We start from the raw sequence: 13,900 nt of genomic DNA, 5'->3' as shown, positions 1-13,900 counted from the left end.
CGAAGTGCTTCTCGGTCGATTTTTGTTACCCGACGACGCCTTCAGTCTCCTGAAGTTTGTCCGCGATATTCTCGATGATATAGCGGTTACGTGGATGCTCCTGGCACTCTTTCGAGCATGAACGCATTTGCTTCGGTTCACACGCTTCACAGCAGAAATGTTGAGCATTACACACCGGGTTGGCACAATTAACGTAACGGACCGTCTTTGTCCCGCAGTGCATGCACTCAGAGACGACCGACGGGTTGACCGTGTTGACGGGGACGTTGATGCGCTCGTCAAAGACGTAAAGCTCGCCTTCCCAGTCTTCGCCTTTCGTCGCGTCGTCTTTGCCGTACATGGCGACGCCGCCTTTAAGGTGGAAAATGTTGTCGTGACCTTGGTCACGCATATATGCGGTAAATTTCTCGCAACGGACGCCTCCGGTACAGTACGTGAGTAACGTTTTCCCTTCGTAGAGGTCCTTGTTCTCTTCGAGCCAATCTGGCATGTAACGAGAAGCCTCTACATCGATTTTGATCGCATTTTTGAAGTGACCAAGATCGTACTCGTAGTTGTTACGAACATCGAGGATGACGACATCGTCGCGATTCATCATCTCTTTCCATTCTGCCGGTTCGAGGTACGCACCGTGCTGTTTAGGCACGTCGAATTCCCCATCAAAGCGCCACGTCACAAGTTCTTTTTTATGACGGACAAAAATTTTCGAGAACGCATGCTCTTCGACTTCATCGATTTTGAACTCGATGTCGCTGAAGTACGGATTCGCTTTCAAGTCGTTCATGTACTGCTCGGTCTGTTCCCAAGTCCCAGAGCACGTGCCGTTGATTCCTTCGGAAGAAATCAAGATGCGTCCTTTGATTCCAAGGTCCTTGCAATACTTCAGATGCTCTTGTGTGAGCGTTTCTGGGTCTTCGATATTGACGTACTTATAGTACAGCAAGACCCGCATTGGTTTTGTTTCCATTTGTGTTACTCCCCTGTGTTCAGTTTTTTGCAGGAAAACGAACGTTGGGTTGTGTCGTTCGACAAACGGACTTGCCTGCAACCACAAGTCCATATTATATGATAGATATCACAGCGGAATTTCGCAAATACTTTTTATTTTTTTTGAAGGCGTGCAGGGGGATGCGTCTTCCTGAGCGAAATCGGGTAAAAAGGTATTAATGAAAGTCGAAGGTGGAAACTGATATGCTCACATCACTCCAACAATGGATTATCCAATTGATTGAATGGCTTCAAGAACTTCCGGGAGGCCCATGGGCAGGACTCGGGGCACCGTTTCTTGAAGCGATCTTCCCATTTCTTCCGCTCGTGCTCATCATTTCAGCGAATGCAGCCACGTACGGGTTCTTGCTCGGGACGTTATTGTCTTGGGTCGGCAGTTTACTTGGGACCATTCTTGTCTTCGCGGCCGTGCGCTACGTATTCCGAAAACCGATGACGCGGTGGCTCGAGAGGCACAAACAAGGAGTATACTGGCTTGAACGAATCAATCATATGAGTCCGATCTCACTTGGCTTTTTATATTCACTCCCGTTCATCCCCGTCAGCTTGATCACGTACTTACTCGCCCTCATTCAAATGCCGCTCCGGACGTTTATCATGGCGGCCGGGTTTGGGAAATTGCTTGTCGTCTTGATTTTCTCCGTCATTGGCGACCAGTGGGAGGAGTTTATTCAAAGTCCGCTCCGCTTATCGATGCTTGGGCTGTTGCTGTTCGTCCTTTGGGCGATCAGCCGTGGTCTCGAAGAACTGCTCAAGCGGCGCGCCTTCAAAAAACGAAACGAACAACTAAAACGTGAACGTGACGCAAAACGTCAAACGACCCTTCGAAGCTAATGCTTCAAAGGGTCGTTTTGGTTAGGCGCGCTTTTTGAAACGCGGGAAGTTAAAGACAATCGCCAATCCGCCACAAATGAAGAGGAGGAACGGATAGAACATATACGGGACGAGTGCCGGTGACGCCGTGTTCGTCAGTTCGGCGGCGATGAGGAGCTGCGCGCCATAAGGCAACAGGCCTTGGACGCCGCACGAGAAGATGTCGAGTACACTCGCTGACTTTTTACGCTCGATGTCATAATCGTCGGCGATGTTCGCCGCGAGCGGTCCGGCGACGAGAATCGAAATCGTGTTGTTCGCCGTCGCGACGTTCGTCGCACTGACGAGCCCGGCGATGCTCCATTCGGCGCCGGCCCGTTTTTGAATCCGCGACGTGAGCGCGTCACGCAAATAAGTGAGTCCGCCGTTATGCGAAATCAGTCCGACGAGTCCGCCCATGAGGAGCGTCAAGATTGAGATTTCGGCCATACCCATCATCCCGTCGGCCATAGCCGTGACGTATGACGTGACAGCCAAACTCCCATCGATCAACCCGATGATGCCGGTCAAGGCGATGCCGCCGAGCAAGACGAGGATGACGTTCAACCCGGTCAAGGCGAGAGCGATGACGGCGAGATAGGGAATCAGCTTGTACCATTCAAACGCGGCCACATCGACAGTCGATTCACCGCTCGACAAGATGGATAAGAGCACGATTGTGATGAGTGCGGCCGGTAGGACGATCCAAAAGTTGGTCCGGAATTTATCACGCATATTTGTGCGTTGGGTCCGGACGGCGGCAATCGTCGTGTCCGAGATGAACGACAAGTTATCCCCGAACATGGCACCGCCGACGACGGCTGCCGCCGCGATGGCGATATTGACGCCGCTCTCTTCATGGATACCGAGTGCGATTGGGGCGAGGGCGGCAATTGTGCCCGTCGATGTTCCCATCGCCATCGAGATGAAAGCCGCGATGACGAATAGACCGCTCAGTAAGAGCGAGGACGGTAAAAAAGTCAGTGCCGCATTGACGGTCGCATCGATGGCGCCGATTGCTTCCGCGACGTTCGAGAACGCCCCGGCGAGCAAGAAGATGAAGACCATGATCAAAATACTAGGGTTCCCCGCACCTTGGGCGACACGTTCAACCGTCTGGGTGACGCTACCTTTCGTCATCATCGCCGCGACGATGACCGCGATCAATGCCGCGATCAAGACCGGAAATTTATAAAAGTCGTCATAGTAGATGCCTGCCCCAATAAAGAAGACGAGGAAGACGAGTAAAGGCAAGAGCGCCCATTTGTTAGCTGTTGGTTGTTCCAATCGATTCACCTCATTTGATTAAAATAAAAAGAGAGCCTTCTGAAAAAAGGCCCCCTCTACAAGAAAACACTTTTTTCATCTTTCGAGCAGACTGCTCGCTGGATTTGGCACAGGTTACCCGCTGCCGAGACGTCACTGGGCCAGTCCCTCAGTCTCTCTTGATAAAAAAGTTGTGATATTCAGTTATTAGACACGTTCCCTAACGTACCTGTTTCACATCCGCTTGTCAATAGCAAACCCCCACGCGGTGAACGTGGGGGATGCGTCAAGTCGTCAAGAAATTGTAATGGGCGACACGGTTGCGTCCGGCGTACTTGCCGCCGACGTAGAGGGCCCGGTCAGCGTTACGAATCGTATCATCGAGGCGTTTATCACCGAACATCAGAATCGTATCAACACCGATCGAAGCGGTTACCGAGATGTCAATCCCGTCGACATGGAACGGTTTGCTCTCGATTTGTTGACGAATCCGTTCGGCGATTTCGATGGCTTGTTCGACATCGCATCGGTTCAACAGCAAGATGAACTCCTCGCCGCCGTAACGGGCGGCAAAGTCGTCGGTACGCAATACTTGGCGAATCCGTCGCCCGAACTCTTGGAGCACACGATCCCCGACTTGATGTCCATGCGTGTCGTTGATTTTTTTGAAAAAGTCGATATCGAGCATCGCGACCGAAATCGGATACATCGACCCATCCGAGATTTGTTGAATCCCGTATTCATAAAAAGCCCGCGCATTGGCGAGAAGCGTCAAACTGTCCGTCCGGCTCTCCGTGTAGAGACGGTCGCGTTCGTGGCAACGACTGATCGTCCGGTTGAACGACTTGAGCAGTTTGACGATCTCGCGTTGAATGATCGGAGGATAGCCGTAGACGTGCTCGCCGGTCATGACGAGCCACGTGCGAATTCCTTCAATCTCCTCGGATCGGACCGAGATGAAACTGTGATAGTCGTCGTTAAATTCCTTCGACAGCGGTGCGTCCCATTCGAAGCGCATCTCATACTCGACTGAGGCTTCGTTCGGATAAGCGTGATCAAGCAAATCAAACACGAGGTGACGGTCAATCGGCTGACGCGTCTTCAAATCAAAGTACAGCGTGCGGTCGAACAATTTAAACTCGACGAACCCCTCGTCATAGTGATTGAGTCGCTCGCATTGACTGAGAAACACTTCGATGGCTTGGGCCTCGCTCTGCGAGAGCGAAACGGCTTCTTTCGCTTCATCATACTGCTCAATCAATGACTTGAAAGCGTCTTGTCGACCTTTTTGGATGACGAGCCGCTTGATCAAAAACGTGAGCGCGGCGGCGATGCTGCTGACGACGAGCAAGTTCGTCTCTCGGAAGAACGATGCCGCCAAAATGAAGATGAGACTGACGATATACGTATAAAACGCGATGTTCAAAAAATCGCGGACCGGGATATCGACCCGGAACCACCAACCGACTTGATACTTTTGGATCACCGTATTCAAAATGATGGCAACAATCAAACCGGCGAGCGGGAGAAACGAGTCTTGGGAATAAAAGCCGAGACCGGTCTCACCGCCGAGTGCAACATACACGCTGGCGGGGATCGCGATTTCTAAAAACGATGTGATCGCGTTCCACGGATACGTGAAGCGGAAGCGCCGAAGCGCGACGCGTGGTTTCAAGTTGACGAACTGAAAGACGAGTAGGCCGATTTGGTTGACGAACAGGGCCGTCTCGAAATCGAAAAACAAGAAAATGATGAGGACGATACTTTCTGAAAATGTGAAGTAGACACCTTTCCGTTCGATGGAGTCCATTTGAAAAATGATGACGAGCAACGCGATTAAAAAGAAATGCAACGGCTCGATGGCCGGTATGTTCAATACGCCTGTCGCGAACAAGGAAATCGTCAAGATGAATAAAGCACTCCAAATACTCCAACCGAGGACGGACATCTTGCGAAAATAGTTCATGGTTCCCTCCTATGTGGGAAAAATTCAATTATGTATGGTAGAAGATTCGGCACTAGCGCGCCATAGTCCTGCCTATCCACCATAATGGCGGAATTCTAGCATTGAGTCTATATGAAATTTCCTCTATAATGAAATTGCTTTTCAACCACATAGACGAAAGTCGATGAAAAAGAGAGTAACGATCGTTCCGTCAACAAAGCGACCTAGGAATTGGTGAGAGCCTAGGCTGACAAACATCGCGAAACGCACTTTTGAGATGCTATCCGAAGCGAGTAGGCGTAGCCGGGGGACCCCCGTTATCACCGATAAAGCGGTCTGCGTCAAGCAGGCAAGAAGAGTGGTACCGCGGGTCATCCCGTCTCTTTGCATCTGTGCAAAGGGCGTTTTTTTTATGAAGAATTTATTAAGGAGGAATTGTAATGAGTTATGAACGCAAATATGCAGAAGCCTTGTCCCGTGTCATCGGGGACGAGTTGACGCTCGACCAGATTGAAGCTTTGATTGAAAAACCAAAACATGAGGCGCACGGGGACCTTGCTTTCCCTTGTTTCCAACTTGCGAAAGCCTACCGGAAAGCGCCGGTCATGATCGCGACGGATATCGCAAACGACTTGAACGACGAATTGTTCACGAAAGTCGAGGCGGCCGGCCCGTACGTGAACGTCTTCTTGAGCCGTGACGTCGTATCACAAGAAATCATCAACACCGTGCTCGACGAAAAAGCGGACTATGCGACGCACGCGACCCGCAACGAGACAATCGTGACCGACTTCTCGTCACCGAACATCGCTAAGCCGTTCTCGATGGGACACCTCCGTTCAACTGTGATCGGGAACGCCATCAACCAAATCGCCCGTAAGAACGGCTACGATGTCGTCGGGGTCAACCACCTCGGAGACTGGGGGACACAGTTCGGAAAACTGATGGTCGCCTACAAAAAGTGGGGCAATGAGGAAGCAGTCCGTGAGAATCCGATTGCTGAGCTCTTGAAGCTTTACGTCCATTTCCATGAAGAAGCGAAGACGCAACCGGAACTTGAGGATGAAGGCCGTGCGTGGTTCAAGAAACTTGAAGACGGCAATGAGGAAGCGACAGAGCTTTGGACGTGGTTCCGCGAAGAATCACTCAAAGAGTTCCAAAAAGTATATGACCTCCTCGGTGTCGAATTCGATAGCTTTAACGGGGAAGCGTTCTATAACGACAAGATGGACCGCGTCGTCACTATGCTCGAAGAGAAAAACCTTCTCGTCGAAAGTGAAGGGGCGATGGTCGTCTCACTCGAGGACGAGAACTTGCCACCATGCTTGATCAAAAAGAAAGACGGCGCGACGCTTTATGCGACACGCGACTTGGCAGCTGCCGTCTATCGTCATGAGACGTACAACTTCGTCCAAGCGAACTACGTCGTCGGCGGCGAGCAGGCGCTTCACTTCAAACAATTGTTCTCAGTTCTGCGCAAGCTCGGCTATGACTTCGTCGATGGCATGCATCACGTGCCGTTCGGGTTGATTTTGCAAGAAGGGAAGAAGATGTCGACACGTAAAGGTCGCATCGTCTTGCTCGAAGAAGTGCTGAAAGAAGCGATTGAGAAAGCTCAAGGCAATATCGCCCAGAAGAACCCGGAACTTGCGAACGCGGACGATGTGGCACGCATGGTCGGTGTCGGCGCGGTCATCTTCCACGATTTGAAGAACGAGCGCATCAACAACATCGAGTTCGACCTCGACAGCATGCTCAAATTCGAAGGGGAGACAGGGCCATATGTGCAGTATACGAATGCGCGTGCGAACTCACTCCTCCGTAAAGGCAACTACGACGGCTCGACGTTCACCGGTGCAGACGACGACCACACATGGGGTGTCGTGACGATGCTCAACGCGTTCCCACATGTAATCACGCGTGCCCATGAGCGCCGTGAACCATCGATCATCAGCCGTTACGTCCTCGACTTGGCGCAAGCGTTCAACAAGTATTACGGTCATGTCCGTGTCCTTGAAGAAGATGCAGGCAAACAATCGCGTCTCGCCCTCGTCAAAGCAGTGACGATCGTATTGACAGAAGGACTCCGTTTGATTGGCGTTCAAGCTCCAGAAGAAATGTAAGCACAAAGAAGGGACCCTTTTAAGGGGGTCCCTTTTCTTACGCCTTCATTCGTGTGACCGTCCGGGCTTTCGTATCATACAAACACCATTCCCGGTCGAAGATGACGGCACCGACGTTAATGACGTAACGCTTTTTCTTTAACGTGAACGGCTTCCCGATTTCCCAGGGGATCGAGCGGCCTTTCCGGTAAATTCCCGGGATGTGGCTGTGTCCGATAAAGACGAGCGGATACTTGCCCTTCTCGACGATCGGTTCCCAGGCTGGGCTCCAGTTCACTTGATGACCATGTAAGAACAACGCCTCATCGAGCGTCGTCTGTTCCGGTAATAACGAAATCCGGGTCTTGATCGGATGCGACACGACGAGCACCTCATCAATTCGTTCCTCTTGATTGCCACGCAGGCTCGGGAACGTGAGCAGCGCCTCGTAGTCCGGGTCGTACGACACGACGTCGGGTACTTCGTGGAACCGTTCGTTCCGTCGCTTCTTGCCGATATGACATTCATACAAATCGCCGAGGCAGAGGATATGTTCCGTCTCACGCCGGACCGAATCGAGGACGGCCTTCAAATCATCAAACGAACCATGCGGGTCACTGATGATGGCGAGTTTCATCGGTAGTTCGTGAATTGGGCATCGACGGACAATTCGAGCTCACGAACGAGTTGCATGACGGCTTGAAGATCGTCGCGTGACTTGGCCGTCACTCGGATTTGATCGTCTTGGATTTGCGACTTCACTTTCAATTTCGATTCTTTAATGGCGTTGTTAATCTTTTTCGCATCGTCTTTATCGATGCCGCTCTTCAGCTTGACGCGTTGGCGTACGGTGCCACCGAGGGCGCGCTCGACTTTTTGATAGTCGAGGTTTTTTGTCGGCACGCCGCGTTTGATCAGTTTCGTGATCATGACGTCCTTCAATTGCTCGAGCTTATAGTCGTCATCTGAGACGAGGACGAGATCGCCGTTGTCGAGTGACATCTCACTCTTCGATCCTTTAAAGTCGTAACGGTTTAAAATTTCTTTCTCCGCGATTTGAATCGCGTTCTTTACTTCTTCGAGGTTCATTTCTGACACGATATCAAAAGAATTGTCTTTTGCCATGTTTCATCCATCCTTTACAAGGGTTTTGTTATAATGATAGCAGATTTGAAGTAGTGAAGGAGTGAAAGAGATGGAACATACTATCGATCAACAGACAAATGTAGATTTAGACCATATGGCGTATCACGGCAAAGACCTTGGGGTGACGTTTAAAGGTGATATCATCCGGTTGCGGGTCTGGTCGCCAGTCGCCGAAGCGATGACCGTAAAATTATACCGGACGCCGCGAGCACGAAAGTTCGAACGGATTGAACTCGAACGGGCTGAGAAAGGGACGTGGGTCCTTGAGCTCGACCGCGCCTCATTCGAAGGATATTTTTACGTGTTTGAAGCGGTCGTCGCCGGCAAGCGCGTCGAGTCGCTCGATCCGTATGCGAAAGTCGTTGGTGTCAATGGGAAGCGCGGGTGTCTGCTCGACCCGTCAGCGCTCAACCCGGACCATTGGGTCAAAGAACGTCCGCTCTTCCACTCTTCACAAGAGGCGGTCATTTATGAGGCGCACGTCCGTGATTTGACAAGCCATCCGGATAGCGGCGTCATGCATCGCGGGAAATTCCTCGGGATGACCGAGGTCGGCACGAAAACGTCGAACGGTTATCCGACCGCACTCGACTATATCACCGCGCTCGGTGTCACCCATCTTCAACTTATGCCGTTCTTCGATTACGGTTCAGTGAACGAGTCACGCGAGAGCGAGGCGAATTATAACTGGGGCTATGACCCGGTCCATTACTTCGCTGTCGAAGGGTCGTACGCCTCGTCCGCCGATGACCCGGCCGCTCGCATCATCGAATTGAAGGCGATGATTCAGGCACTGCACGACCGTGGCATCCGTGTCATCATGGACGTCGTGTTCAACCACACGTACGACGCCTTGACGACACCGCTCGGCCAGTTCGTACCGGATTACTATTACCGGTTGAACGAGGACGGGACGCTGGCCGATGGTTCGGCGTGTGGAAACGATACGGCGTCAGAACGCGCGATGATGCGTAAATTGATTGTCGAATGCGTCTCATACTGGGCGAAAGAGTTCATGATTGATGGCTTCCGCTTCGATTTGATGGGTCTCCATGACGTCAAGACGATGAATCAAGTCCGGAAAGCGCTCGACCGCATCGACCCATCGATTCTCGTCACCGGGGAAGGGTGGGACCTTGACACGCCGCTCTCGGTCCGCAAGAAAGCGAACCAACATAATGCCCATAAGATGCCACGCATCGCTCAGTTCAACGACGCGATTCGCGACGGCGTGCGAGGGGATGTGTTCATCGAGGACTTGCCAGGTTGGATCAGTGGCAACACGGATTTGACGGCGGACGTCAAGCGCGGTATTGCGGGCGCGGTCACGAGCCAGAGTTTTGCTGATGAACCGAACCAAGTCGTGAACTATGTCGAGTGCCATGACAACTTGACGCTTTGGGACAAGCTTGCCGCCACGAACCCGGACGATGATGAGACGACACGTCGCCGCCGGCATCGCCTTGCGACATCAATCGTGTTGCTCAGTCAAGGTCTTCCGTTCCTGCATAGCGGTCAAGAGTTCTTCCGCACGAAAGATGGGGACGAGAACAGTTTCAACTCGGGTGAGGTCGTCAACCAATTGGATTGGACACGTGCCGAACAAGAGACGCCGAGCGTCGAGTACGTGAAAGGATTGATCAGTCTACGCAAACAATATCCGTTGTTCCGTCTCGAGAACGCGGAGCAGATTCGTAAACACTTGCGCTTCTTCGACGAAGAAGAAGGCGTGATCGCCTTTGAATTGAGCCGCCACCTCGAAGGATACGTCGAACGTCACCTCGTCTACCATAACGGGCTCGAGGAAGCGGTTGAGGTGAAACTGCCGGCCGGTAAGTTCGAGGTTCACGTCGAAGACCATACCGTCAATTTGACAGCGCCGCGCCTGATTGAAGAGCGTCACGTCACGGTGGCACCGCTATCGACGCTCGTCGTGACGGAACGCCGCCCGGATTACAGCAAATATGCGGTCGCCGGTGGGGCTGCCTTGGCCATCCTCGGTCTCTGGTACGTTGCGAAGAAACGCAAGAAAAAACAACAGTAAACAAAAAAGGAGACGTTATTCCGTCTCCTTTTCCTCGTTTGTTTCAGTATTGGCTGCCTCGAGTTCCATCATCTTCTTGACGAGGATGTGTTTTGGCATATGCATGAGCTCCTCGAGCGGAACGTTCAGCTTGTTCGCAAGCTCGACCGCCGTCTCGGGAGAGAGTTGAAGTGGGCGCATGGAGGTCCCTCCTTTCTACTTACAAGTCTGTTACTGCCAGTATACAGGAAAATCAGACGTATTGAGAATGTGTTCGGTGAACACATTCAAAATCGAAAAATACGTCGGGCGTTGCTAAGCTGAAACTAGGAAGTGATCAAATGTACAAACAAGTAGCAGACTATCAATTTCATCAAACGGTTGAATGGTTGGAGCGCGTTGGTGAAGGATGGATGTTGTATTTGGCGCAAACGGGTTTTCTGTTTTTCGATGAGACGTTCCAAATCCGATGGGACCTCGAGTGGAAATGGGCACCGTGCGCACTATATATTGAACCACATGGAAGAAGAGCCATCGCGCTGTTTCGAGATTTACAGACTTACGGAGTCATGGATGTAACAAATGGGACGATGGAACAATATCCGATTCCACGGACGTTTCATGACGATTGTTTCAGTAACCTGTACCATTGGTCAGGAGACGACTTGTATCTTTACTCAGCCGAGTCAGATATCGTCGCCTTGAACTTGAACGACCACACGTTCCGGTATAGCCGTTACGAAGAAGTTCCAGAGTTCGGAAATATCCTTGAGCTTGCTTATCAGCCAACCTATGATTTCGAACGATTCACGGCACCTGGCCTTGTGACCTTGTACGATGAACCCAATCAACAGTTCATGGTCGAAAACGTCACAGCAGGGGAGCGTTGGACGATTCCGTACGGGGGTGACCGCGATTTGGTCATCGTCGATCAAATCGGCGAAACGACCGCGATTACTTCGATGACGTCGTTCCAACTGTTTGAGCGCGATCGTGAAGTGTTCTCATCTGAAGTGTGTGCTGAAACTGAATTACTGAAAGTCGTCTTATTGGACGAACCGGGCGACCGACTTGTCGTCTTGTCAACACCTCGCCACTTTTGCCATTGTTGGCTTCAAGTGTTCGAACGTTGACGCTCCTGGACCAGACCATGGTTCAGGATTTTTTTACGAAGGCTGACAGAATCTCGTCTCAAAACGGGAACAGTCTTCTTAGATGGAGAGGAGTGGACAGGGATGGAACGATTGGGAAAAAACTTGGTTCGATGGCGCTATGCTGTCGTGTTGATTTGGACGGTGTTACTCGCCGTATCGGTTTATTTCGGACTGCAGTTGCCAAGTGAGTTACGCGGTAACGGTTTCGCCATTCAAGACGGGCGTTTCGCCCAAGTGGAAGACAAATTGAACGACCGGTTCGACCGGGCCGGTGCCTCGATGATCGTCTTGCTCGAAGGTGGGGATTTGGACACGATCATTGAACAGCAACGCGATCAACTCGTAGAGGTCGATGGGGTCGACGACGTGATTACGCCTGCCGAGAATCCGGAGGCCCGCGATGGGGACGTCGCTTACTTATTGCTCGAGTTCGAGGACTACGATACGGCTGAGGCGTCGATTGAGGACGTTCGCAGCGCCTTGATTCGCGACACGGATACAGACGTGCGGCTGACCGGAGAGCCGGTCTTCGCCGATGACTTGAACGAGGCATCAAAAAATGACTTGATTCGGGCCGAGTTGATTGGGATCCCGGTCGCGTTGCTCGTGCTCTTGCTCGTCTTCGGGACACCGCTCGCCGCCTTCATGCCTTTATTTGTCGGGTTAATCACGTTCATCGTGGCGGCGGGTTCGCTATTCTTCTTTGCCCAGACGATGGAACTGTCCATTTTCGTGTTGAATGCGGTCGCGATGATTGCCATCGCGCTCGGAATCGACTTCTCTTTGCTGCTCGTCAATCGATACCGGGAAGAACTCGTGACAGGGAAGTCGCGTGAGGCCGCCATCGTCCGAACGGTCGCGACGGCCGGACGTTCGATTTTATTCTCAGGACTTTGTGTCTTCGTCGGACTGGCTGGACTTTTATTCATCCAAGTCGACGTGTTTCAAGCGATCGCCCTCGGTGCGTTGATTGCCGTGGCGGGTGCGGTCTTGTCGGCGCTCACGCTATTGCCATCTGCTCTGTACATCGTTGGGGACGCGATTAATAAAGGACGTCTCGTCAAAACGAACGAGACGCGCTCTGAAGTGCGCTGGCAAAAGTTGGCCCGTTTCGTGATGAGACGTCCCGTCACGATGACACTCGTGGCACTCTTGCTGTTACTACCGAGCCTTTGGTTCGTCCGTGACCTCGAACTGAACATCCCAGATGCCGATGCGCTCCCGACCTCGTATGAGTCGCGGGCCGCCCTTGAACGGTGGGACGATGTATTTGGCGAGACGTCGACCGATGCAGTGCTCTTATTTGAGACGAATGATTTGACCGATCCGATGATTCTCGACGAATTGACGGCGCTCACTGAGGAACTGTCTGCCGATCCGATTGTCGATAACGTCACGACGTTCCTCACTGCTTCCGGGCTCGAACCGGCTGAATTCCAACAGCTCGTCGAAGTGGCACCCGAACAACTAGAGGCGCTCGATCGTCTCGTCACGCTAGAAGGGAATACAGACCTCGCGCTCGTCAACATCAGCTTCGACGTCCCGCCGAGCGACAAGGACGCTCAGGCGTTCGTCCGTGATTGGCGCGAGAACGGCTTCGATGTCGGGGGACCGGCCGCGTTCAACGAAGAGATTTATGAAGAGATTTACGACAGTATCCCGTATGCGGTCATCACTGTCATTTTGGCGACGATGGTCATCCTCATGTGGGCGTTCCGTTCTGTCTTGATCCCAATCAAAGCGATCATCATGAACGTGCTTGGTCTCGGAGCGACGTTCGGACTGCTCGTCATCATCTTCGAATCCGGTTACGTATATGACGCCGAGACGATCAGTATTTTGACCCCAGTGTTCATCTTCTCGCTCGTGTTTGGCCTGTCGATGGACTATGAGGTGTTCCTCGTATCACGGATCGAAGAATATTACCGGGAGACTGGGGATAATGATTACGCGACGGAGATGGGTCTCGCGAAAACGAGCAAAATCATCACATCGGCCGCAGTCATCATGATCGTCGTCACGGGAGCGTTCGCCTTCACCGGCGTCAGCCCAATCAAACAGCTCGGGGTCGGCATCGCGCTCGCCATCTTTATCGACGCGACAATCATCCGCATCTTGCTCGTACCGTCCTTGATGAAACTGTTCGGGAACTGGAACTGGTGGTGGTTCGGGAAGAAAGATTTACCGAAACGTAATCTACACTAAATATACATTTAATGAAATAGTCATGAAAATGTGTTAAAATAGTCTCATGATTACGCGCAATTTGGGAAAGGAAGGTCTTTATGGATACCGAGAGGACATGGCCTCTGTTTCAATTACCGGACTTCTAGCGTTGAGTTTTTTACAGGCGACATCATTGTAAAAAATCAACAAACGGAAGATCGGAGATGGAACAGATGGA

At 51.9% G+C, this 13,900-nt stretch carries 11 protein-coding genes, 1 riboswitch and 1 other annotated feature; of the genes, 5 read left to right on the top strand and 6 right to left on the bottom strand.

What is annotated here, in order from left to right:
* Nucleotides 1-25: 25 nt before the first annotated feature.
* Nucleotides 26-967, bottom strand: a complete 942-nt coding sequence (gene trhO / locus EVJ34_RS11090) for an oxygen-dependent tRNA uridine(34) hydroxylase TrhO (protein WP_131485666.1) — start codon at nucleotides 965-967, stop codon at nucleotides 26-28.
* A gap of 224 nt (nucleotides 968-1,191) precedes the next feature.
* Between trhO and EVJ34_RS11085 the strand changes: the two genes are divergently transcribed.
* Entirely contained in the window at nucleotides 1,192-1,842 is a 651-nt protein-coding gene (locus tag EVJ34_RS11085; RefSeq protein WP_131485665.1) for a TVP38/TMEM64 family protein, read from the top strand.
* Between the two features lie 21 nt (nucleotides 1,843-1,863).
* On the opposite strand, the gene EVJ34_RS11080 is transcribed toward EVJ34_RS11085, so the two are convergent.
* Nucleotides 1,864-3,147, bottom strand: a complete 1,284-nt coding sequence (locus tag EVJ34_RS11080; RefSeq protein ID WP_131485664.1) for a Na+/H+ antiporter NhaC family protein — start codon at nucleotides 3,145-3,147, stop codon at nucleotides 1,864-1,866.
* Between the two features lie 72 nt (nucleotides 3,148-3,219).
* Nucleotides 3,220-3,315: riboswitch (SAM riboswitch) on the bottom strand.
* A gap of 97 nt (nucleotides 3,316-3,412) precedes the next feature.
* Complete coding sequence (locus EVJ34_RS11075; RefSeq protein WP_236634528.1) at nucleotides 3,413-5,092, bottom strand: GGDEF domain-containing protein; 1,680 nt, start codon at nucleotides 5,090-5,092, stop codon at nucleotides 3,413-3,415.
* A 154-nt stretch (nucleotides 5,093-5,246) separates the two neighbouring features.
* Nucleotides 5,247-5,458 (top strand) — a binding site (T-box leader).
* 53 nt (nucleotides 5,459-5,511) lie between these two features.
* On the opposite strand from EVJ34_RS11075, the gene argS reads away from it, so the two are divergent.
* Nucleotides 5,512-7,194, top strand: a complete 1,683-nt coding sequence (gene argS / locus EVJ34_RS11070) for an arginine--tRNA ligase (protein WP_131434748.1) — start codon at nucleotides 5,512-5,514, stop codon at nucleotides 7,192-7,194.
* A 37-nt stretch (nucleotides 7,195-7,231) separates the two neighbouring features.
* On the opposite strand, the gene EVJ34_RS11065 is transcribed toward argS, so the two are convergent.
* Both EVJ34_RS11065 and EVJ34_RS11060 read right to left on the bottom strand, forming a co-directional pair.
* The gene (locus EVJ34_RS11065; protein ID WP_131485663.1) at nucleotides 7,232-7,810 is read right to left on the bottom strand and encodes a metallophosphoesterase family protein; all 579 of its coding nucleotides are present in this window, start codon (nucleotides 7,808-7,810) and stop codon (nucleotides 7,232-7,234) included.
* Complete coding sequence (locus EVJ34_RS11060; protein WP_021068146.1) at nucleotides 7,807-8,298, bottom strand: YajQ family cyclic di-GMP-binding protein; 492 nt, start codon at nucleotides 8,296-8,298, stop codon at nucleotides 7,807-7,809. Before EVJ34_RS11060 ends, EVJ34_RS11065 begins: the two co-directional genes overlap by 4 nt.
* Nucleotides 8,299-8,368: 70 nt before the next feature.
* Here EVJ34_RS11060 and pulA point away from each other — a divergent pair, with 70 nt between their 5' ends.
* Nucleotides 8,369-10,363 (top strand): type I pullulanase, encoded by a 1,995-nt coding sequence (gene pulA, locus EVJ34_RS11055; RefSeq protein WP_131485662.1) that lies wholly within the window; start codon nucleotides 8,369-8,371, stop codon nucleotides 10,361-10,363.
* A gap of 15 nt (nucleotides 10,364-10,378) precedes the next feature.
* Here the strand turns inward: pulA and EVJ34_RS11050 are convergent, their stop codons facing one another.
* Entirely contained in the window at nucleotides 10,379-10,543 is a 165-nt protein-coding gene (locus tag EVJ34_RS11050) for a YycC family protein (RefSeq protein ID WP_131434755.1), read from the bottom strand.
* A 140-nt stretch (nucleotides 10,544-10,683) separates the two neighbouring features.
* On the opposite strand from EVJ34_RS11050, the gene EVJ34_RS11045 reads away from it, so the two are divergent.
* Together EVJ34_RS11045 and EVJ34_RS11040 are read left to right on the top strand one after the other, a co-directional pair.
* The gene (locus EVJ34_RS11045; protein WP_131434757.1) at nucleotides 10,684-11,475 is read left to right on the top strand and encodes a hypothetical protein; all 792 of its coding nucleotides are present in this window, start codon (nucleotides 10,684-10,686) and stop codon (nucleotides 11,473-11,475) included.
* Nucleotides 11,476-11,577: 102 nt separating this feature from the next.
* Nucleotides 11,578-13,701 carry an MMPL family transporter gene (locus EVJ34_RS11040; RefSeq protein WP_131485661.1) on the top strand — a complete coding sequence of 708 codons (2,124 nt, stop codon included), beginning with the start codon at nucleotides 11,578-11,580 and terminating at the stop codon, nucleotides 13,699-13,701.
* Nucleotides 13,702-13,900: the final 199 nt, after the last annotated feature.

The sequence above is a fragment of the Exiguobacterium sp. SL-9 genome (assembly GCF_004336985.1).
GTDB lineage: Bacteria > Bacillota > Bacilli > Exiguobacteriales > Exiguobacteriaceae > Exiguobacterium.
The sequence above is the reverse complement of the archived record's forward strand: the minus strand, read 5'-3'. Positions and strand labels throughout refer to the sequence as shown.